The organism is Thalassospira sp. MBR-102 (assembly GCF_040549275.1).
GTDB classification, from domain to species: Bacteria; Pseudomonadota; Alphaproteobacteria; order Rhodospirillales; family Thalassospiraceae; genus Thalassospira; species Thalassospira xiamenensis.
Map to the genome: position 1 here is coordinate 240,826 of NZ_JBEPTC010000002.1, position 19,742 is coordinate 260,567.

Consider the following 19,742-nt stretch of genomic DNA (forward strand, 5'->3'; position numbering starts at 1 on the left):
CGAAAACCCAATCTGGAGACCAATATGGCGTTGCGTCCGACCGTTCATGACGTTGCCCGCGAGGCCGGAGTCAGTCTTGCCACCGTCGACAGGGTTTTAAATGCACGAAGCGGCGTACGTCCGGCCACCGCGCGCAAGGTCGAGGAAGCCATGGCAAAACTGCGATATGAACGCGATATCGCCGCCGCCAATCTGTCCAAAAAACGCTTCTACCGGTTCTGCTTTATCCTGCCCAAGGGGCCCAACACCTTCATGCGCGGCCTGGAACAGGAAGTCGGCAGGATTGCCGAACACGGACCGCTTGATCGCATAGAAATCGAAACCATCATGGTCCCCGCCTTTGATGGCATTGCCCTGGCCGAGGTGCTTGACGCCATCGAACATCAGGCATTCGACGGTGTCGCCGTTGTCGCCACCGAATCGCAGGCCGTATATCAGGCCATAGAAGGATTGCGTCGGCGCAATATCCATGTCGTCACTCTGGTCAGTGACCACCCGGCTTCAGGACGCGAACATTTCATCGGGATCGACAACGAAGTTGCCGGGCGCACTGCCGCCGGTCTTTTGGGGCGTTTCTGTCACGCGCCATCGGGAAAGATTGCCGTCATCGCCGGGTCGATGCTGCTGCGCGACCATATGGAACGGCGCAACGGCTTTGAGCGGATCATCCGCAACGAATATCCGCATTTCTCGATCCTGCCCGCCATCGAAGGTCTGGATAATTCCGACCGGGTGGAACTTTTGCTGCGCGAAATGCTGGAACAAAATCCCGATATTGTCGCGCTCTACAGTCTGGGGGCGGGCAACCGCGGCGTCATTCGCGCCCTTGAAAAAACCGGCAAGGCCGGAAAAATCCCGGTGGTCGCCCACGAACTGACCGAACATACCCGGACCGCATTGCAAAACGGCATCTTTGACGCCGTCATCAATCAGGACCCCGGCCACGAAGCCAGAAGTGCCGTGCGCGTGCTCAAGGCACTGGTTGACGGACGCCCCTTCCTGAATGCGCAGGAACGCATCCGCATTGACATTTTCATGCGCGACAACCTCCCCTAGAATAAAATCTCAAACAGGCACTTTTAAATTCCTCTCTTTTGAGGTACGTTCATCAAAGACGCACGTACCTCAGAAATGCACCTGAATATCGCCACGTCCCAAAACACATCAACAAAAGGTTGCAAAAGCAGCCCCCGGGAGGAACCAATGAAACATATGTTTGGCGCTGTCGGCATCGCCGTATGCAGTCTGTGCACCGTCGCCGCACAGGCCGATACCACCATCAATATCCTGCGCGTTGAAACCGGCGATCCGGCCCAGAAGGCGTACCTTTCGACTATCGGCAAAGATTACGAAGCCAGCCATCCCGGCGTGAAAGTCAATTTCGAATATCTCGCCAACGAAGCCTATAAAAGCAAACTGCCAACCTTGCTGCAATCCGATGCTGCCCCCGACATTTTCTATAGCTGGGGCGGTCAGACGCTGGCTGATCAGGCAAAGGCCGGTTTCCTCAAAGACATATCCGGCCTGCTAAACAGCGATTTCCTTGATACCGTTCCCAAATCCGCGGTTAACGCCTATTCGGTCGATGACAAGATTTATGGTCTGCCGATCTATGCGACCGAGGTTGTCTTCTGGGTCAATAAAGACCTGACCGCCAAGGCCGGTGTCGATCACACCCAGATCAAAACCTGGGATGATTTCCTCAAAGCCGTCCAGAAAATCAAGGATGCGGGCGTTACCCCGATTGTCGCTGGCGGCAAGGATAAATGGCCGCTGCATTTCTATTGGGCCTATCTTGCGCTACGCTATGGCGGGGCGGATGCGATTAACGAAGCCATGCAGGATGATGGCGAGAATTTTGAATCAGAGCCCTTCGTCAATGCCGGCCGGACCTTCCAGGAACTGGTCAAGCTCGAACCCTTCCAGTCGGGCATGATGGGCACCAGCTATGAACAGGCCAGCGGCATGTTCGGCGACGGTGCCGCAGCCTTCCACCTGATGGGAGACTGGGATTATCTGCCGTCGCGCGCACGTTCCCAAAGTGGCAAGGGCCTGTCTGATGAACAGCTCGCCATCATGCCCTTCCCGATGATCGATGGCGGCGAAGCCGGTGCCGATGCAACCTTTGGCGGCATCAATGGCTGGGCGGTTTCCCATAATGCGCCTGACGAAGCGGCTGATTTCCTGCAACACATGATCAGCGCCAAATATCAGCGCGAAGCCGCCAAGGCCGGGATTTTCATCCCGATCGTCAAGGGAACCGACGACGCAATCGATAATCCGTTCTTCCAGCAGGTCGCCCGTGATCTGACGCAATCTTCCTATCACCAGATCTTCCTTGATCAGTATCTCGGTGCGTCCGTCGGCGCCACGGTGAATGATATTTCTGCCGATCTGGCACAGGAAGTCATCACCCCCGAAGAAGCCGCCGCACAAATTCAGGAAGCCTGGGACTTCCAGTAAGTCCTGACCCTGCATTTGGCCCTGCATTCGGGGGTGTTTGGCCCAACCCGGTTTCGGGTTGGGCAACGCCCCCGCCTTCTCCAATGATAAATGCTTCGGAGGCGGCCCATGCCGACCATCCCCCACGCCCCGCCGCACCTTTCGCTGGCCCAGCGCACAAGAAACGTCCTGACCAATGGCAAATTCGCGGCCCTTGTGTTGCTGCTGCCGCCTGCCCTGATCCTGTTCAGCCTGTTTGTCATCCTGCCCCTGCTTCAGTCGGGCTATTTCGCGTTCTTTAACTGGAACGGATATGGCGAACCGACCGACTATGTCGGACTGAAGAATTTCGAACAGATGATCGGGCATTCCGTGTTCCATTCGGCGATCTGGAACACGATCAAGATCGTTCTGGTATCGCTTCTGGTCCAGATGCCACTCGCCCTGTTTCTGGCCCTTCTGATCTATAAAAAAACACCGACCAACGCCCTTTTCCGGCTGATCTTCTTTGTGCCCTACATTCTGGCCGAAGTCGCCGCCGGCCTGATCTGGAGCTTCGTTTTCGACGGCCATTACGGCGTCACGGCATCGGTTGGGGGTGCCTTCGGGCTCGAACCCTTCTTCATTCTGGCGGATCGCGACTGGGCCTTTGTCGCGGTGATGACCGTGATCGTCTGGAAATATTTCGGCTTCCACATGATGATCTATATCGCCGCCCTGCAAGGCGTACCGCGCGATCTGATCGAAGCCGCCCGCATCGAAGGCGCAAAACCGTTTGATATCGTGCGCTATGTGCAAATCCCGCTGATCAAGCCCGCCATCATCGTCAGCGCCTTTTTCGCCATTATCGGCGCGCTTCAGGTCTTTGACGTGATCATCCCGCTGACCAATGGTGGCCCGTCCAACACCAGCCACACCATTGTGACCTATCTTTACACCTTCGGCCTGACCCGTCTGCGCATCGGTTTTGGCAGTGCCATCGGGGTTGTTCTGTTCATCACCGCGGTTGCCGTTGCCATTTTCTATCAACGTGCCGCCATGTCGCCGGGGAAAAAACCATGACAAGCAAAACCTTCCTGCGCAATCTTCTGCGCGTGACCATACTGTGCATCATCGCCAGCTTCGTCATCGCCCCCCTGCTTGCCACCGCCCTTGGCGGCTTTAAAACCAACGCCGAAATCCGCACCAGCGCCTTTGGTCTGCCCGAAAACTGGAATTTCGAATTCTATAACGCCATCGCGTCGGACCCGGCTTTCTGGCGCTATCTCGGCAATTCGCTGCTGATTTCGGTTTCGGCGGTGATCCTGACCCTGCTGGTCGGGGCGGCGGCGGCCTATGTGTTTGCGCAAATCCGCTTTTTTGGGTCGCGGATGCTGTTTTCATATCTGTTGCTGGGCCTGATGTTCCCGTTTGCAACCGCAATCCTGCCGCTGTTCATTCAGGTGCGTGATATCGGCCTTCTGGATTCCTACTGGTCGGTCATTCTGCCGCAAACCGCCTTCGGTCTATCACTGGCGATTTTGCTGTTCCGCACCTTCTTCGAACAGCTCCCGCGTGAATTGTTCGAAGCCGCCTATGTCGATGGCTGCGGCTATATCCGGTTTTTCTGGCGGTTCACCCTGCCACTTTCCACACCGATCCTCGCCACGGTTGGCGTCTTCGTATTTGTCCAGAGCTGGAACAACTTCCTGCTGCCTCTGGTCATGCTCAATTCGCGCGAAGCCTTCACATGGCCGCTTGGCATGATGCAGTTCCGCGGTGAATTCGTCACCGAATGGAACCGCACCCTGGCCTTCGTCACCCTGACGATCATGCCCGCCATCGTGTTCTTCCTCGCTGCCCAGAAATATATCGTCGCCGGCCTGACCGGTGGTGCTGTCAAAGGTTGATGCCATGTCTGCTGAAATGATCCAGAACCCCATCCTTCCCGGTTTCAACCCGGACCCGTCAATCTGCCGCGTTGGCGATGATTATTACATCGCAACATCGACCTTCGAATGGTTCCCCGGTGTGCAAATTCACCATTCCCGCGATCTGGTGAACTGGAAACTGATATCACGTCCGCTTAATCGCAAATCGCAACTCGATATGCGCGGCAACCCGGATTCCGGTGGCATCTGGGCGCCCTGCCTGACCTATGCCGATGGTTTGTTCTGGCTGATTTATACCGACGTCAAACGCAAGGATGGCGCTTTCAAGGATACGCCAAACTATCTTGTGACCGCACCCGCGATTGATGGCCCGTGGTCTGATCCGGTCTATCTCAACGCATCGGGTTTTGACCCGTCGCTGTTCCATGATGATGACGGCCGCAAATGGCTGATCAATATGATCTGGGATCACAATCAGGTAGTCGGTGAACGCTTTGTCGGCATCGCCCTTCAGGAATATTCCACCACCGAACAGAAACTTGTCGGCCCGATCCGCAACATCTATCGCGGGACCGATCACCTGTTTACCGAAGGCCCGCATCTTTATCGTCGCGATGGCTATTACTATCTGCTCGTTGCCGAAGGCGGCACTGGCTATAACCACGCCGTCACCATCGCCCGGTCACGCGAACTGACCGGCCCGTATGAAACCGATCCGGCCAAACATATTCTGACGTCCAAGGACAATCCCGAAAACCCGCTGCAACGGGCGGGTCATGCCGATATTGTCGAAACGCAGAATGGCGAATTTTATATGGTACATCTGTGCAGCCGTCCGCTGCCCGGCACCAAAAGATCACCCTTGGGCCGCGAAACCGCGATCCAGAAACTGATCTGGGAAAAAGGCGCATGGCCCCGTCTGGCCAATGGCACCAACCAGCCTGACCTGATGGTCCCGGCCCCCGATCTTGAACCCCATCCGTTCGAAGCCGAACCGTCACGGATTGATTTCACGCCGGGCGACCTGCCCGCCATGTTCCAATGGCTGCGCACCCCCGAACCCGAACGTCTGTTCTCGCTGGCCGAACGGCCGGGGCATCTGCGCCTGTTCGGGCGTCAGGCACCGGGGGGCGCATTCGAACATTCCCTTGTCGCCCGTCGCCAGAGCGACATCAATTACAGTGCCGAAACCGTTGTCGAATTTACCCCGCTGGACTTCCAGCAGATGGCGGGCCTGATGGCGTGGTACAACCGGTTCCAGTATCACTACCTTGCCGTCACCGCCGACGAAGACGGCAACCGGAAGCTCAACATCTATAGCTGCCCGGGCGATTTCCCCTCTGCCCGGCTGACCTACCCGCTACCGGCTTCTATCGACCTTCCCAAAGACGGTGTCATCCGCCTTGGTGTCGATGTGAACGGGCCGGAATTACGCTTCCGCTATGCCCTGCCGGGTGGGGACTGGACCATAATTGATCCGATCCTCGATCACACCGCCCTGTCTGACGAAGCCGGAAGCGGCGAAGGCACGAACTTCACCGGTGCCTTTATCGGCATGGCCGCCCACGACAACAGCGGTCGCGGCATTCACGCCGATTTTGCTCATTTCATCTATAAAGCCAACGGGGAACGCAACAATGGCTGACGTTCATCTCAGACATATCAATAAAAGCTTCGGCGCTATCGAAGTCATCCCTGATATCGAACTCGAAATCCCGCATGGCTCCTTTACCGTTCTGGTCGGGCCATCGGGTTGCGGCAAATCGACCCTGCTTCGCATGATTGCCGGTCTGGAAAAACCGACATCCGGGGCAATTGAAATCGGCGGCACCGACGTCACCGGTTTCGAGCCATCCGCACGCGGTATTTCGATGGTGTTCCAGTCCTATGCGCTTTATCCGCATATGACGGTGGCACAAAATATCGATTTTGGCCTGCGTCTGATGAAAATGCCCGCGACTGAGCGCGAAGAACGGGTCAGGGATGCCGCCAAACGCCTGCATCTTGAACCATTGCTGGATCGCAAACCTTCCGAACTTTCCGGCGGGCAACGTCAACGTGTTGCCATCGGGCGGTCGATTGTGCGCAATCCCAAGGTGTTCCTGTTTGACGAACCGCTTTCAAACCTTGATGCCGCATTGCGGACCCAGATGCGCGTTGAACTGGCAGAACTGCATCAATCCATCGGTGCCACCATGGTGTATGTCACCCACGATCAGGTCGAAGCCATGACACTGGCCGATCAGATCGTGGTGATGAATGCCGGTCGCATCGAACAGGTCGGCCCGCCGATGGAACTTTACGACAATCCGCAAACCGAATTTGTCGCAGCCTTCATCGGGTCCCCGAAAATGAACCTGCTGCCCGGTCAGGCCATTGGCCGCGATGACATCAAATCGGTCGGCATCCGCCCCGAACATCTCGAAACCCATATGGAAAATGGCAAATGGGCCGCAAAGGTCGGGGTGATTGAAAATCTTGGCAGCGACACAGTCGTCTATATGGAAACCGATGATTTCGGGCCCGTTACCGTGCGCCTGCCCGGCCATCACCCCTTGCGCACCGGGGATCGTGTTTTCCTGACCCCGGATGAAAAACACCTGCATCTGTTTGGCAAGGATGGCCGCAAAATCCACGCCAAAGACGCACTTTCTGCGCCCGCCACCTGAACGGAAAAACGCGTTATGACAACATCATCACTTGGCGTTGGTATCATCGGATGCGGTGTTATCAGCGAAATATACCTTAAACGCGCCCAAACCTTCCCGCAGATCGACGTCAAGGCCGTCGCCGATCTGAACCCGGACGCCGCACGCATCCGCGCCGAGGCATTCAACCTCGAAGCCCTGACCGTCGATGCCCTTCTGGCCCGCGATGACATTGATATCATCCTGAACCTGACGATCCCGGCCGCCCACATGGATGTCAGCGTGGCAGCGGTTCACGCGGGCAAACATGTCTATTCCGAAAAACCGCTAACCGGAAATGTCGCCGATGCCCGTGCCCTGCTCTCGCTCGCGGCCCAAAAAGCTGTTCGCGTCGGCTGCGCGCCCGATACCTTCCTTGGCGGCAGTCACCAGACCGCACGCGCCCTGATCGATCAGGGCAAAATCGGCACTCCCCTTGCCGGGACGGCTACCTTGATGCTGCCCGGTCATGAGCGCTGGCATCCCAACCCGGATTTCTACTATGTCCGCGATGGCGGCGGTCCATTGCTCGATATGGGGCCTTATTACATCACAGCCATGATCAACATGCTGGGGCCGGTATCGCGTGTTTCGGGCATGGGGCGAAGCAGCCGCACCACCCGCGTCATTGAATCCGGCCCCCGCAAGGGACAGGAAATTCCTGTCACCACGCCAACCCATATTACCGGTGTCATGGAATTCACCAGCGGCGCACTGGTTCAGATCACCACCAGTTTTGATGTCGAGGCACACCGCCACACCCCGCTTGAAGTCTATGGCAACGAAGGCACCCTGCTTGTGCCCGATCCCAACCGCTTTGATGGCACCGTCGCACTCTATCGCCGCGGCGAGGACTGGCAGGACATGCCAATGACGCATGGCTATGGCGACGACAATTATCGCGGGATCGGCATTGCCGATATGGCCGATGCCATTCTCAATAATCGTCCGCACCGTGCCAGTGGCAAACTCGCCCTGCATGTCCTCGACGTGATGGAAAACCTTCTGACCGCCACGCTGGAACAACGCACCATCGCCATCCAAAGCCACTGTGACCGACCCGACGGGCTCGCCCCAAACCTGTCCGTCGGCCAAATTCACGCATAAAGGATAAATCCATGCCCCAGAAATCAGCCCTCATCTTCTACGGCGGATGGGAAGGTCACGAACCCGAAGCCTGCGCCACCGTGATCGACAAAATGCTGCGCAACGAAAATTTCAAAACCGAACGCCACGAAGGCACAGACTGCCTTGCCCGCGAAGACCTTGATCAGTTTGATCTGATTGTACCCATCTGCACCCAGACAACGGTTGAAAAGGATGCGCTCGACAATCTGGTTGCCGCCATTGCTGCCGGAACCGGGCTTGGTGGTTTTCATGGTGGTATGGGCGATACGTTCCGTATGGAACCGGCTTATCAATTCATGGTCGGCGGGCAATGGGTCGCCCATCCGGGCAATATCATTGATTACCGCGTCACCATCACCAAACCCGACGATCCCCTCGTCGCCGGTATCGGCGATTTCGATTACCATTCCGAACAATATTACATGCATATCGACCCGGCGATTGATGTGCTGGCCGAAACCACCTTCACCGGCGAACATGCCGCGTGGATTGACGGGGTGAAAATGCCGGTTGTCTGGAAACACCGTTATGGCAAGGCGCGTGTCTTCTACTCGGCGCTTGGCCACGTGGCCGAGGAATTCAAGGTTCCCCAGATGCACGAAATCGTCCGTCGCGGACTGCTGTGGGCCGCACGCTAAGACCCGACACCGCGCATTGACAAAGACCACACCCGTTGATTTTCGGGTGTGGTCTTTGCATGTGAGGACACTGTCAAAAAATCGCCGGCCTATCGCGGCGCAAACAGGATGATCCCCGCCCCGACCAGACAGACCGCAACCCCGGTCATGTCCCATCTATCGGGCATTTTACCTTCAACCAGCCATAACCAGCCCAGTGAGGCCGCAATATAAATCCCGCCATAGGCCGCATAGGCCCGCCCGGCAAAATCGCTTTCAACCCTGGTCAGCGCCCAGGCAAACACAATCAGCGATAAGATGCCCGGCACGATCCAGAATGCCGATTTGCCAAGCCGCAGCCATGCCCAGAATGCAAAGCATCCGGCGATTTCGGCAATTGCTGCACCGGCATAGGCCGCGATGCTGTGCATCTTTCCCCCAAATCAGAATGCCGGGCGCAAATCCCCGGCATATTTGCCCGCCCAGTTGGTCAGAACCGGCGTCAGATAATTTTTAAGTGTTTCGGCACGGGCATCATCAATCACGCCATGCTGGCGCAGGATCGCGCCCATCGCAACCTCGGCCCCGCGCTGGGTGCCATCATCAATCTTAAGGGCAACGCCAAGACCCTGTTTGGGGAATGCTGCGCAATAAACGCCTTCCGCCCCAACCTTGACCAGCGCATCCTCGCCGCACACTTCCATGATCCCGGTGCAAAAACGCCCGGTGCCCGCCACCATGAACGGGGCTTGCGCACATCCCTTGCGAATACGTTTGATTGCCTCAATACGTTTCGGTGCCAATCCGCTCGGATCGGCCATCCGCGCCATGGCAAGGCCAAGGTCACGCAACCGCATCCCGATCACCGGAATGCCGCATCCATCAATGCCACGTGGCGTGGACGACAGATCGCAATCGCCCATTTCCTCCAGAACCCGGATCAGGCGCTGCTGAACCGGATGGGCTTCCTCGATATAACCTTGCGGATCATCGCCCAGATGCTGCGCCGTCGTCAGGAACCCGCAATGCTTGCCCGAACAGTTATTGTGCGCCTTTGAAAGCTTCACATGATCAGACGCCTGCTTGATCGCTGCATTCAGGCTTAGCGAATAATGCGACGCGCATTCCAGCGTATCGACCGACAACCCGATTTTCTCAAGCCACGCCGCCACCGTCCGGGCATGTTCTTCCTCGCCATTATGCGACGAACAGGCCAGTGCAATATGCTTATCCTCAAGCCCGAACGCATCCGCCGCCCCGCTTTCAACCAGCGGGATCGCCAGCAACGGCTTGATCGCGGATCGCGGATACATCAGCGCGTCGATATCCCCGCCCTCGGCAACCACCGTGCCATCGGCCTTCATCACGACATACCGCCCGCGATGGAAACTTTCGACCATTTCGCCACGGGTGGCTTCGACAAGGATCGGATTGGCAGCAATCTGGTTGGCAGAATTGGCAGACATCTTGGGGCTCTCCATGACTGGGCAAATTCAAAGACCGGGCGCATTCAGAACAGGATCAAACCTATGCCCGAAATCACCAACCAAAAGCAAGCATCACCCGTGACGCAGTGCAGCGCGATCACAATCAATCCGGCGGGACGTCAAATCTGGGCTTCCTTCTTTTCGAAGATGATCAACGAACCAAGGACCCACAAATGAAACGCCTCTATTCCCTACTCCTCGGATTGGTTCTGACACTTCCCTTGGCCATCCCTGTTATGGCTCAGGATCAGTGGGCAGACCCGCAAGATGCCATCGGACAATTATGGTCGGGCCGCGCACCAAACGGGGCTTCGCATACTTTCCCGGTCAATCAGTGCGATAACTGGGCTGCTTTACCCCAAAACGTGCAGGCCGTCTCGACCCAGACTTTATCCGGGTTGGTCGTGCCTTCGGTCAGTGCAACGCGCGCCGTTGTTACCAACGGCCTTCGCCAGATGGCGCAATCCCTGCACGCCTACAATGTCGCACAGGTGGCCGCCGGGAATTTCTATCCCGCTGCTGTTAATGGGCCTTTCGCGATGGGGCCTGCCTATTGGCAGGGGGCGGTTCGCTCACCACATGGCAACGCCGTTGATCACCTGCCCCGGATCGCGTTGGGCGGATTAAATACCGCCGCTTGCCCCAACTACGCAGGCAACCCGAACCAGCAACAGACAATGGATGCACTTGATAACCTGGCGGGCATCTCAAACAGCCAACGCTGGCATTGCGTTGCGCATCGTTTCTCTGTTGTCGGCGGTGCTGCTGTCCCGCTGACCGGCTATATCGAGTTTACCCAGCAGGAATATCCGGCCGATAACCAATATGCCTATGCCAACTCGGATGGCCGGATTGTCTACGACTATGTAAACAACCTCGTCTATTTCACCCCGGCCCATTATCGCCAATGGAAGAAAGCCGATTTTTCAATGGATATGACTGGCAATTACGGCTGCACGCCGGGTGGGACCTGCTGCGACCCGTTCTTCAAGATTGTGCCGTGATTTTGCAAAGCCGGTCCCAAAGAACTTCCCGGTAATTACAACCAATCATCAAGACGCTGTCGGCCAGGTCGAAAGTGCCTGGTCGATAACGCGTTCCAGCCTTTCACGGCTGAAACCTGCCTTGGCCTGTACTGCCATGCCATGCAGGATCGTCAGAACGAACGACGCAAGCACGCCCGGATCGGCTGTTTCAGGCAGATCACCCTCGGCCTTTGCCCTCTCGAACCGTTGGCGAAGCTGTTCTTCACCGACTGCACGGGCCTCAATCAATGCCTGTCGCACCGGTTCCGCATCATCCGATCCGGCAAGAACCCCGTGGATGCCAAGACAGCCGGTATGATCGGGGTAACGTGTGTTCAAATCAGCCGCCTGATACAGGATATGCGCTGCAACTTCGCGGGCCGTCGGCAGGTCGAGTGCCACCGGAATATAATCAAGATAGTGCGCGTAATAACGGTCCAGCGCCTTGCGAAACAGGGCTTCCTTGTTGCCAAACGCGGAATAAAGCGCGGGCCGTTCGACACCGGTTGCTTCTGTCAGATCGGCATAGGACGCGCCTTCGTAGCCCTTGCGCCAGAAAACACAAAGTGCCGCGTCGAGTGCCTTTTCCACATCAAATTCGCGATGACGTCCCATCAGTCCAATCCTGTTTTTCGTAATGATCGTTATTAAACCACTTGACAGTGCACGTCCAGTTTTCATAATGATCGTTATAGTAACGAACGTTATGAAATGTGCTGCCGCCATATTGGCCGACCAGCGCGGATCACACACAGGAAGGATTAATCATGACCGAAATTCTTCGCGGCAAAGTCGCCCTCATCACGGGCGGGTCGCGTGGCCTTGGGGCTGTCACGGCCGAAAAGCTTGCCGATCTTGGCGCAAACGTCGCCATCAGCTACGCGTCTTCCGCCGACAAGGCCCATGCCGTCATCGAAAAACTCAAATCCAAAGGTGTTCGTGCGATTGCAATCAAAAGCGATCAGTCGGATCTGGCCTCTGCCAAACCATTGATCGATGCGGTGATTGCCGAATTCGGCAGGCTCGACATCCTTGTGAATAATGCCGGCATCGCCATTCAGGGGCAGTTGGTGGATGATCCCGAACTTGATGGCGAAAAATACAATCGCCAATGGCAGGTCAATGTCATGGGGACAATCGCCAATACCCGTGCGGCCGCCCCCAAACTTTCTGACGGGGGCCGGATCATCTTTATCGGCTCACTCCTTGGCAGCCACGTTCCCTTCGCCGGTGCGGCCGACTATGCCGGGACCAAAGCCGCCCTTGTCGGCTATGCCAAGGGCGTTGCCCGTGATCTCGGCGGTCGCAACATCACGGTCAATGTCATTCAGCCCGGCGTGATGCCAACCGACATGGCCACCGAAGTCCTTGGCGACAGCGTGCCCGATGCGCTTCTTGACATGCACCCGATCCGCCGGATCGCGACACTCGACGAAGTCGCCGAAACCATCGCCTTCTTTGCCGGGCCGCATGCCGGTTACATCACCGGCGAAACCGTCAATGTCGCGGGTGGCATCGGCACCTGATGATCGCCCTGATGCGGGCGGGAAAATTCCCCCTTTGCCTGCCCGCATCGCTTTCAAAGGCAAATCCAAAGGTAAATCTCCCATGACGATCATCGGCATCATTGGTGCGGGCGAAGTTGGCAGCCATATCGTGCCTGCAACCCTCAAACCGTCGCCAATATCGGAATCGCCGTCTGGTTCTTGTATTCCTTAAGCACAAGGCTTGACTGCACATCACGCACATTGGGCATCGATAAAAGCTTGTGCGTCACGAAATCCCCAAAGCTTTCAATATCGCGCGCCAGCGCCACCAGAAGGAAATCCTGCCGACCGGTCATCGCCCAACAGGACATGATCTGCGGCAGGTCGTTCATCGCCTTGGCAAAATCCTCTGCCCCTTCTTCGGTGTGGCGTTGCAGGCGGACCTGAATGGTTGCCAGCACGCCAAGCCCGGCCTTCCTGCGATCCAGCAACGCGACCGTCTGGCGAATGATCCCCGATGCCTCAAGCTGCTTGACCCGGCGCAGGCACGGCGATGGCGACATACCGACCTTTTCGGCGAGCTGCACATTGCTGATCGATGCGTCACGCTGAAGGATTTGCAGGATTTTGATGTCGGTCGGGCTTAACAGCATATCGGTCATTTTTCGCCCTCAAAATGGTTTATGCGGTCATATTTGATCAACCATAACGCATTTTGATCCCTATATCGCGCGAAAATGACATTTGAATTGATGTAAAATGGTTCATGCAGAAAGTCTCATCAGGGAGCAAACGAGGACCGTCATGGACCAGAACAAAAATCTGCGCGGCGATTACAGCCACATCAATGATGACTACACCGTGGCCCAGGACTGGGCATCCTATTCCGCGGCCGAACATGACCTTTGGCGCAAACTTTATGCCCGTCAGAAGGCGATCCTGCCCGGCTATGCCGCCCCGGACTATATCCGCAATCTTGAAAAACTTGATGCCGCCGATGGCATTCCGCATTTCGGCCGGGTCAGTGAGAAGCTCCATGCCGCCACTGGCTGGCACCTTGTCGCGGTGCCGGGGCTGGTGCCCGATGATGTGTTTTTCGATCATCTCGCCAACCGGCGTTTCCCGGTGACCGTCTGGCTGCGCAAGCCCGAGGAAATCGACTATCTGGTCGAACCCGATATCTTCCATGACTTCTTTGGTCATGTGCCGATGCTCTATGATCCGGTCTTTGCCGATTATCTGGCGGCTTATGGTGCCAAGGGCCCCGAAGCCATTGCCAAAGGCGGGCTCAAGAAACTCGCCCGCATGTACTGGTACATGGTCGAGTTCGGCCTGATCATGACCGACCATGGATTGCGCGCCTATGGGGCGGGCATGCTGTCATCGCAAACGGAAACCATCTATTCCGTCACCGATCCAACCCCCAACCGGGTGGCATTTGACCTCGAACGGGTGATGGCAACCGACTATGCCATTGACGATTTCCAGAAAACCTATTTCGTGCTGACCGACTATCAGCAGCTTTTTGATGCGATGGATGCGGATTTTGCGGCACTCTATGACCGGCTCGCCCACCGCCCGGCCATCGATCCGGCAGACACGCTTGCCGGTGATCAGCTTTATCATGTCCACGGGGACGAAAACCACACGATCACCATGCCATCAGGTGATCCGGCGCAACTTCGCCACGCCTGAGATGGCATTTAAATAGTATGATATGAGGAATACGAAAAATCGGGTCCAACGGCATTTTTTACCAAAAGACCCGATTTTTTGATTATTCACTGAAAACGAAAAATGCAGGCGATTACCAAAAATAGTTCAGCAATGGCTCATGGATTTATCAAGCGCCCGGTTAAGCTGCTCGATCACCACCATCGGGCTGGCATCTTTGCTGATAAAGTCCGCCGCGCCAAGGGCATCGGCCTGGGCCCGCGTATCGGCATCATAATGGGCCGAGAAGAACAGAACCGGCACTTCAACCGCATTCGGATAGCGGCGTCGAATCTCGCAAAAGGCTTCAAACCCGCTCATCCCGGGCATTTCAAGATCCAGAATGATCGCCCGCGGATAAAGACCGTCCAGTTGGTCGATCAGATCGTCGGCACAATCAAACCCTGCCACGTCATAGCCGGCACGGCGCAAAACGGTTTCAAGAGCCGCCTTGGCGCTGGGGCTGTCGTCGGCAAACACCACCAGACCGTCATTCATTGGTCGGGGCGGCACGGCGCTAAGCGCATTCATGGATGGCAATACTCCGAGATTTGGGACAGCGCCAATCTGGCAGACGAAAATGTCAAATTGGTTAAACCCCGCAATTTTTCCCAGAAACCATCACAATCCGGCCAAAGTATAATGGCAGCGGCACGCCATTAATATCCGTTCATCGACCCCATCCTTGGCAGAAAACAACCACTTTTCAGAAGGATAACGTTACGGAATGCTGATGGCTGGCCGCAACATTGATCTAAATAGGTATTTCCATGCCTATTTACGTAATTATGGGCGGGTGCTATAAACACCGCCATGTCGCAGATGCGATATGAAACATTCTTTCGGGAATTCGGTGCGGTCCGGCGAAAGCCCGCGATCAAGGCCGAAGCTGCCCTCGCAACTGTAAATGCGCCGTTTTTGACGGTGCATAAGCCAGATACCGAAAGATGGCTCTTGTTTCTGCCGGACCGGGCGGGGTGTACCGGGCGGAGGGAATCCGTTGTAAAATAGATATCGGCCCAGATCCGAAAAGATCCGACCGCGACCGGGAGAGAGCATGACAGACCCGTTAAAGCTGGCCTCAGAGTTTCCAGCCGCCGATTATGCAAGCTGGCGTCAACTGGCGGAATCCGGCCTGAAAGGCGCATCCTTTGACAAGAAACTGGTCACAAGGATGCTTGACGGTTTCGCGATGCAGCCGCTTTACACCAACGACGATCAGGACGACGCAACCCGCCTGATCCATCAGGTCCTGTGTGCCGCCGTCGATGCCAAGGACGCCGCCAGCGGCTGGGACATCCGCCAGCTTCATGACCATCCCGATCCCAAATCGGTCAATGCCGCGATTCTCGATGATCTGGAAAACGGCGCAACGTCGGTCCTGCTATGTCTGGATGCCGCCGCACGCACGGGGGCGGATATCACATCGGGCGATGCTGGCATTGACGGCATTGCCATTCACTGCCTTGCCGATCTCGATGCTATACTTGACGATGTCTATACCAACCTTGCGACCGTCGCACTTGATGCCGGTGCCGCCGCCATCCCGGCCGCTGCGCTTTTGGCCGCGCGCCTTGAAAAGGATGGGCAAAACAGCGCCGACGCGGATGACGATTTTGCAAGCGACGCCGCACCGGCCTTCAACATCGATCCGATTGGCACATTGGCCGCAACAGGGTGCCTTCCGGTTTCAGCCGATGATGCGATCAAACAGGCCGCCGATATTGCCGCCGATCTGATCGACCGTTTCCCCCATGCCACCGCCATCACGGTAAATGGTGCGCCGTTTTACAATGCCGGAGCAACCGACGGGCAGGAACTCGCCTGCCTGCTGGCAGGTGGTGTCACCTACCTTCGCGCGCTGACCGATACCGGCATGGTGATTGATCAGGCGGCAGGCGCGATTGCGTTCAATGTTGCGGTTGGCACCGATTTCTTTGCCGGGATTGCCAAGCTTCGTGCGCTTCGCCTGATGTGGAGCCGGGTTCTTTCGGCATCGGGTGTCGATGATGCCACCATCACGATCAATGCGGTATCAGCCGAAATGGCACTGTCGAAGGTTGATCCGTGGGTCAATATGCTGCGCACCACCGTCACCAGCCTGAGCGCCGGTCTGGGCGGTGCCGATAGCGTTATCTGCCTGCCCTATGATCATCTGATCGGCCTGTCTGATGGCTTTGCGCGCCGCATTGCGCGCAACACCCAACTGATCCTGCAGGAAGAAAGCAACGTTCATCGTGTGATCGACCCGGCAGGCGGTTCATGGTTCATCGAAAACCTGACCCGCGAACTGGCATCCAATGCCTGGGGCCGGTTCCAGTCACTTGAAGCCAAGGGCGGCATTATCAAGGCCCTTGCCGACGGGTCCCTGCAAAAGGAGATTTCCGAAATCTGGCAGAACCGCGCAAACCGCGTTGCCACCCGGCGCGATCCCCTGACCGGGGTGTCGGAATTCCCCAACATCACAGAGGCCAAAGTCACCTGCGATGCGCAAGACCTGACGACAATCCGCAAGGAAGCCAAAGCCCGCCAGACCGGGTTTAAGGATGCAATCGGCATCAGCCTTGAGGATCTGATCACGGCGGCCAAATCCGGTGCCACCATCGCACAGATGTATGAAGCCCTTTATGGCAAGGCCGCGGGCACAACCATCGATCCGCTGCCAACCCATCGTCTTTCGGAAAGCTTCGAAACCCTGCGGGATCGTGCCGATGCCCACAAGGCATCAACCGGCAAATTTCCGCAAATCTTTCTGGCCAATCTGGGCCCGGTTGCCAAACACACCGCACGCGCCATGTTTGCCCGAAACTTCTTCGAAGCGGGCGGGATCGAGGCGATTACCAATAACGGCTTTGCCGATGCCAGCGATGCCGCCAAGGCATTTGGCGAAAGTGGTGCCAGGATCGCGGTGATTTGCGGATCGGACCCGCAATATGCCGACATGGCCGCCGATATTGCCAAAGCCCTTAAACAGGCCGGGGCGACCCGCATTTACCTTGCCGGGCATCCCGGCGATGCGAGGGCCCATTACGAGGCGGCGGGTATCGATGATTTCATATTTATCGGGGCGGATGTTCTTGCGATCTGCGAGACAGCCCTTTCACATCTGGGGGTAAAATAACCATGACCCGGATTCCGGACTTTTCCGATCTGCCGCTGTTTGATCGTGCTACTTCCGGCCCGACCAGCCCGGTCAACACCGCACCCTGGACCACGCCCGAAGGCATCGACGTCAAGGCCGTCTTTGGCGCGGATGATCTGGCGGGGCTTGATCATCTCAACACCATGCCGGGCATGCCGCCCTTCCTGCGCGGCCCCTATCCGACCATGTATGTCCAGCAACCCTGGACGATCCGGCAATATGCCGGTTTTTCGACCGCCGAAGAATCCAACGCGTTTTATCGCCGCAACCTTGCCGCCGGGCAAAAGGGCCTGTCGATTGCCTTCGACCTTGCCACCCATCGCGGCTATGACAGCGACCATCCGCGGGTAACCGGCGATGTCGGCATGGCCGGTGTGGCAATTGACAGCATCTATGACATGCGGACCCTTTTTGATGGCATTCCGCTCGATCAGATGTCGGTATCCATGACCATGAATGGCGCGGTTCTGCCGGTGATGGCGCTTTATATCGCGGCTGCCGAAGAACAGGGTGTGAAGCATGAACAGCTTTCAGGCACCATTCAGAACGACATTCTGAAGGAATTCATGGTCCGCAATACCTATATCTATCCGCCGAAACCCTCGATGCGGATTATTTCGGATATCTTTGCCTTTACCTCGCAAAACATGCCGAAATTCAATTCGATCTCGATTTCCGGCTATCACATGCAGGAAGCCGGGGCGACCGCGGACCTTGAACTGGCCTATACTCTGGCCGATGGCATCGAATATGCCCGTGCCGGTCAGGCTGCTGGTCTTCCGATTGATAAGTTCGCGCCGCGTCTGTCGTTCTTCTGGGCGATTGGCATGAATTTCTTTATGGAAATCGCCAAAATGCGCGCCGCCCGCATGATCTGGGCCAAGCTGATCAAACAGTTCGATCCGCAGAGCCCCAAATCGCTGTCATTGCGGACACACAGCCAGACATCAGGCTGGTCACTGACTGCCCAGGATGTGTTTAACAACGTCATCAGAACGTGCGTTGAGGCGATGGCATCAACCCAAGGCCACACGCAGTCCCTGCACACCAACGCCCTTGACGAAGCATTGGCCCTGCCGACCGATTTTTCGGCCCGCATTGCCCGCAATACACAGCTTTTCCTGCAACAGGAAAGCGGTACGACCAAGGTTATCGATCCGTGGGGCGGGTCCTATTATGTTGAACGGCTGACCCGTGATCTGGCGGAAAAGGCATGGGCCCATATTCTTGAGGTCGAAGAACAGGGCGGCATGGCCAAGGCGATTGAGGCCGGCATTCCGAAAATGCGCATCGAAGAAGCGGCTGCGCGCACGCAGGCCCGCATCGATAGCGGCCGTCAGACATTGGTCGGCGTGAACAAATACCGTGCCACCGATGATCGCCCGGTGGATGTCTTGCAGGTCGATAACGCCGAAGTCCGCCGTCAGCAGATCGCCAAGCTGGAACGTCTGCGCGCCGAACGCAACAATGCGGATGTTGAAAGCGCCCTTACCGCCCTGACCAATGCCGCCGATCAGGGAAATGGCAATCTGCTTGAACTTGCCGTGCAGGCCGCCCGGTCGAAATGCACGGTGGGCGAGATTTCCGACGCGCTTGAAAAGGTCTATGGCCGTCATCAGGCCGTGATCCGGTCGATTTCGGGGGTCTATAAAACCGAAGTCGGTGCCGGTAACGAAGCGCTGGCCAAGGTTGACCGGCTGGTAAACGAGTTCGAACAATCCGAAGGCCGCCGCCCGCGCATCCTGATTGCCAAAATGGGGCAGGACGGGCATGACCGCGGCCAGAAAGTCATCGCAACCGCCTTTGCCGATCTTGGCTTTGACGTCGATATCGGCCCGCTGTTCCAGACACCCGAAGAAGCCGCCCGGCAGGCGGTCGAAAACGATGTCCATATCGTCGGTGCCAGTTCTCTTGCCGCCGGTCACCTGACACTTGTGCCGCAGCTTCGAGCGGAACTGGACAAGCTTGGCCGCGAAGACATCATGATCGTTGCCGGTGGTGTTATCCCGCCGCAGGATTTTGACAAACTTTACGAAGCCGGGGCAGAGGCGATCTTCCCGCCGGGAACCGTGATTGCCGAAGCGGCCTGTGACCTGTTAGAAAAGCTGAAGGAATCAACGTCCGAAGAGGTAGCCTGATTGTG

At 56.9% G+C, this 19,742-nt stretch carries 18 protein-coding genes and 1 riboswitch; of the genes, 13 read left to right on the forward strand and 5 right to left on the reverse strand.

Annotated elements, in window-relative coordinates:
- Window positions 1-24: 24 nt before the first annotated feature.
- From ABIE64_RS04550 to ABIE64_RS04585, 8 genes are all read left to right on the forward strand, one after another.
- Window positions 25-1,056 carry a LacI family DNA-binding transcriptional regulator gene (locus ABIE64_RS04550; RefSeq protein WP_354376744.1) on the forward strand — a complete coding sequence of 344 codons (1,032 nt, stop codon included), beginning with the start codon at window positions 25-27 and terminating at the stop codon, window positions 1,054-1,056.
- 147 nt (window positions 1,057-1,203) lie between these two features.
- Entirely contained in the window at window positions 1,204-2,463 is a 1,260-nt protein-coding gene (locus ABIE64_RS04555) for an ABC transporter substrate-binding protein (protein WP_354376745.1), read from the forward strand.
- 108 nt (window positions 2,464-2,571) lie between these two features.
- The gene (locus tag ABIE64_RS04560) at window positions 2,572-3,504 is read left to right on the forward strand and encodes a carbohydrate ABC transporter permease (RefSeq protein WP_354376746.1); all 933 of its coding nucleotides are present in this window, start codon (window positions 2,572-2,574) and stop codon (window positions 3,502-3,504) included.
- Window positions 3,501-4,331, forward strand: coding sequence for a carbohydrate ABC transporter permease (locus ABIE64_RS04565; RefSeq protein ID WP_354376747.1), 831 nt, complete (start codon window positions 3,501-3,503; stop codon window positions 4,329-4,331). Before ABIE64_RS04560 ends, ABIE64_RS04565 begins: the two co-directional genes overlap by 4 nt.
- A gap of 4 nt (window positions 4,332-4,335) precedes the next feature.
- On the forward strand, window positions 4,336-5,958 hold the full coding sequence (locus ABIE64_RS04570; protein ID WP_354376748.1) for a glycoside hydrolase family 43 protein: 1,623 nt from the start codon (window positions 4,336-4,338) through the stop codon (window positions 5,956-5,958).
- A complete protein-coding gene (locus tag ABIE64_RS04575; RefSeq protein WP_354376749.1) occupies window positions 5,951-6,982 on the forward strand; it encodes an ABC transporter ATP-binding protein in 1,032 nt (343 codons plus the stop codon). The genes ABIE64_RS04570 and ABIE64_RS04575 overlap by 8 nt, the downstream gene beginning before the upstream one ends.
- A gap of 15 nt (window positions 6,983-6,997) precedes the next feature.
- On the forward strand, window positions 6,998-8,107 hold the full coding sequence (locus tag ABIE64_RS04580; RefSeq protein WP_354376750.1) for a Gfo/Idh/MocA family protein: 1,110 nt from the start codon (window positions 6,998-7,000) through the stop codon (window positions 8,105-8,107).
- An 11-nt stretch (window positions 8,108-8,118) separates the two neighbouring features.
- A complete protein-coding gene (locus ABIE64_RS04585) occupies window positions 8,119-8,766 on the forward strand; it encodes a ThuA domain-containing protein (protein ID WP_354376751.1) in 648 nt (215 codons plus the stop codon).
- Between the two features lie 89 nt (window positions 8,767-8,855).
- Here the strand turns inward: ABIE64_RS04585 and ABIE64_RS04590 are convergent, their stop codons facing one another.
- Together ABIE64_RS04590 and ABIE64_RS04595 are read right to left on the reverse strand one after the other, a co-directional pair.
- Window positions 8,856-9,176 carry a YnfA family protein gene (locus tag ABIE64_RS04590; protein WP_110252440.1) on the reverse strand — a complete coding sequence of 107 codons (321 nt, stop codon included), beginning with the start codon at window positions 9,174-9,176 and terminating at the stop codon, window positions 8,856-8,858.
- 12 nt (window positions 9,177-9,188) lie between these two features.
- Window positions 9,189-10,211, reverse strand: coding sequence for an asparaginase (locus tag ABIE64_RS04595; RefSeq protein WP_354376752.1), 1,023 nt, complete (start codon window positions 10,209-10,211; stop codon window positions 9,189-9,191).
- 194 nt (window positions 10,212-10,405) lie between these two features.
- Here ABIE64_RS04595 and ABIE64_RS04600 point away from each other — a divergent pair, with 194 nt between their 5' ends.
- Window positions 10,406-11,236 (forward strand): hypothetical protein, encoded by an 831-nt coding sequence (locus tag ABIE64_RS04600; protein ID WP_354376753.1) that lies wholly within the window; start codon window positions 10,406-10,408, stop codon window positions 11,234-11,236.
- A gap of 48 nt (window positions 11,237-11,284) precedes the next feature.
- Here ABIE64_RS04600 and ABIE64_RS04605 read toward each other — a convergent pair whose 3' ends face one another.
- Window positions 11,285-11,872 (reverse strand): TetR/AcrR family transcriptional regulator, encoded by a 588-nt coding sequence (locus tag ABIE64_RS04605; RefSeq protein WP_037986999.1) that lies wholly within the window; start codon window positions 11,870-11,872, stop codon window positions 11,285-11,287.
- Between the two features lie 152 nt (window positions 11,873-12,024).
- On the opposite strand from ABIE64_RS04605, the gene ABIE64_RS04610 reads away from it, so the two are divergent.
- A complete protein-coding gene (locus tag ABIE64_RS04610; protein WP_354376754.1) occupies window positions 12,025-12,783 on the forward strand; it encodes an SDR family NAD(P)-dependent oxidoreductase in 759 nt (252 codons plus the stop codon).
- 143 nt (window positions 12,784-12,926) lie between these two features.
- Here the strand turns inward: ABIE64_RS04610 and ABIE64_RS04615 are convergent, their stop codons facing one another.
- Window positions 12,927-13,406 (reverse strand): Lrp/AsnC family transcriptional regulator, encoded by a 480-nt coding sequence (locus tag ABIE64_RS04615; protein ID WP_110252437.1) that lies wholly within the window; start codon window positions 13,404-13,406, stop codon window positions 12,927-12,929.
- Window positions 13,407-13,548: 142 nt separating this feature from the next.
- On the opposite strand from ABIE64_RS04615, the gene phhA reads away from it, so the two are divergent.
- Window positions 13,549-14,439, forward strand: a complete 891-nt coding sequence (phhA, locus tag ABIE64_RS04620; RefSeq protein WP_354376755.1) for a phenylalanine 4-monooxygenase — start codon at window positions 13,549-13,551, stop codon at window positions 14,437-14,439.
- Between the two features lie 126 nt (window positions 14,440-14,565).
- Here the strand turns inward: phhA and ABIE64_RS04625 are convergent, their stop codons facing one another.
- Window positions 14,566-14,988, reverse strand: a complete 423-nt coding sequence (locus ABIE64_RS04625) for a response regulator (protein ID WP_007091698.1) — start codon at window positions 14,986-14,988, stop codon at window positions 14,566-14,568.
- A gap of 266 nt (window positions 14,989-15,254) precedes the next feature.
- A riboswitch (cobalamin riboswitch) is annotated at window positions 15,255-15,421 on the forward strand.
- 93 nt (window positions 15,422-15,514) lie between these two features.
- Here ABIE64_RS04625 and ABIE64_RS04630 point away from each other — a divergent pair.
- Window positions 15,515-17,578, forward strand: coding sequence for a methylmalonyl-CoA mutase family protein (locus tag ABIE64_RS04630; protein ID WP_354376756.1), 2,064 nt, complete (start codon window positions 15,515-15,517; stop codon window positions 17,576-17,578).
- Between the two features lie 2 nt (window positions 17,579-17,580).
- Window positions 17,581-19,737, forward strand: coding sequence for a methylmalonyl-CoA mutase (gene scpA, locus ABIE64_RS04635; protein WP_354376757.1), 2,157 nt, complete (start codon window positions 17,581-17,583; stop codon window positions 19,735-19,737).
- The last annotated feature ends 5 nt before the right edge of the window (window positions 19,738-19,742 follow it).

Bases quoted from the DNA above. Each gene is read 5' to 3' on its own strand.
- ABIE64_RS04580 (WP_354376750.1), top strand. From the start codon at position 6,998: ATGACAACATCATCACTTGGCGTTGGTATCATCGGATGCGGTGTTATC.
- phhA (WP_354376755.1), top strand. From the start codon at position 13,549: ATGGACCAGAACAAAAATCTGCGCGGCGATTACAGCCACATCAATGAT.
- ABIE64_RS04585 (WP_354376751.1), top strand. From the start codon at position 8,119: ATGCCCCAGAAATCAGCCCTCATCTTCTACGGCGGATGGGAAGGTCAC.
- ABIE64_RS04630 (WP_354376756.1), top strand. From the start codon at position 15,515: ATGACAGACCCGTTAAAGCTGGCCTCAGAGTTTCCAGCCGCCGATTAT.
- ABIE64_RS04615 (WP_110252437.1), bottom strand. From the start codon at position 13,406: ATGACCGATATGCTGTTAAGCCCGACCGACATCAAAATCCTGCAAATC.
- ABIE64_RS04590 (WP_110252440.1), bottom strand. From the start codon at position 9,176: ATGCACAGCATCGCGGCCTATGCCGGTGCAGCAATTGCCGAAATCGCC.
- ABIE64_RS04600 (WP_354376753.1), top strand. From the start codon at position 10,406: ATGAAACGCCTCTATTCCCTACTCCTCGGATTGGTTCTGACACTTCCC.
- ABIE64_RS04570 (WP_354376748.1), top strand. From the start codon at position 4,336: ATGTCTGCTGAAATGATCCAGAACCCCATCCTTCCCGGTTTCAACCCG.
- ABIE64_RS04555 (WP_354376745.1), top strand. From the start codon at position 1,204: ATGAAACATATGTTTGGCGCTGTCGGCATCGCCGTATGCAGTCTGTGC.
- ABIE64_RS04625 (WP_007091698.1), bottom strand. From the start codon at position 14,988: ATGAATGCGCTTAGCGCCGTGCCGCCCCGACCAATGAATGACGGTCTG.
- ABIE64_RS04575 (WP_354376749.1), top strand. From the start codon at position 5,951: ATGGCTGACGTTCATCTCAGACATATCAATAAAAGCTTCGGCGCTATC.
- ABIE64_RS04610 (WP_354376754.1), top strand. From the start codon at position 12,025: ATGACCGAAATTCTTCGCGGCAAAGTCGCCCTCATCACGGGCGGGTCG.
- scpA (WP_354376757.1), top strand. From the start codon at position 17,581: ATGACCCGGATTCCGGACTTTTCCGATCTGCCGCTGTTTGATCGTGCT.
- ABIE64_RS04560 (WP_354376746.1), top strand. From the start codon at position 2,572: ATGCCGACCATCCCCCACGCCCCGCCGCACCTTTCGCTGGCCCAGCGC.
- ABIE64_RS04605 (WP_037986999.1), bottom strand. From the start codon at position 11,872: ATGGGACGTCATCGCGAATTTGATGTGGAAAAGGCACTCGACGCGGCA.
- ABIE64_RS04550 (WP_354376744.1), top strand. From the start codon at position 25: ATGGCGTTGCGTCCGACCGTTCATGACGTTGCCCGCGAGGCCGGAGTC.
- ABIE64_RS04595 (WP_354376752.1), bottom strand. From the start codon at position 10,211: ATGTCTGCCAATTCTGCCAACCAGATTGCTGCCAATCCGATCCTTGTC.
- ABIE64_RS04565 (WP_354376747.1), top strand. From the start codon at position 3,501: ATGACAAGCAAAACCTTCCTGCGCAATCTTCTGCGCGTGACCATACTG.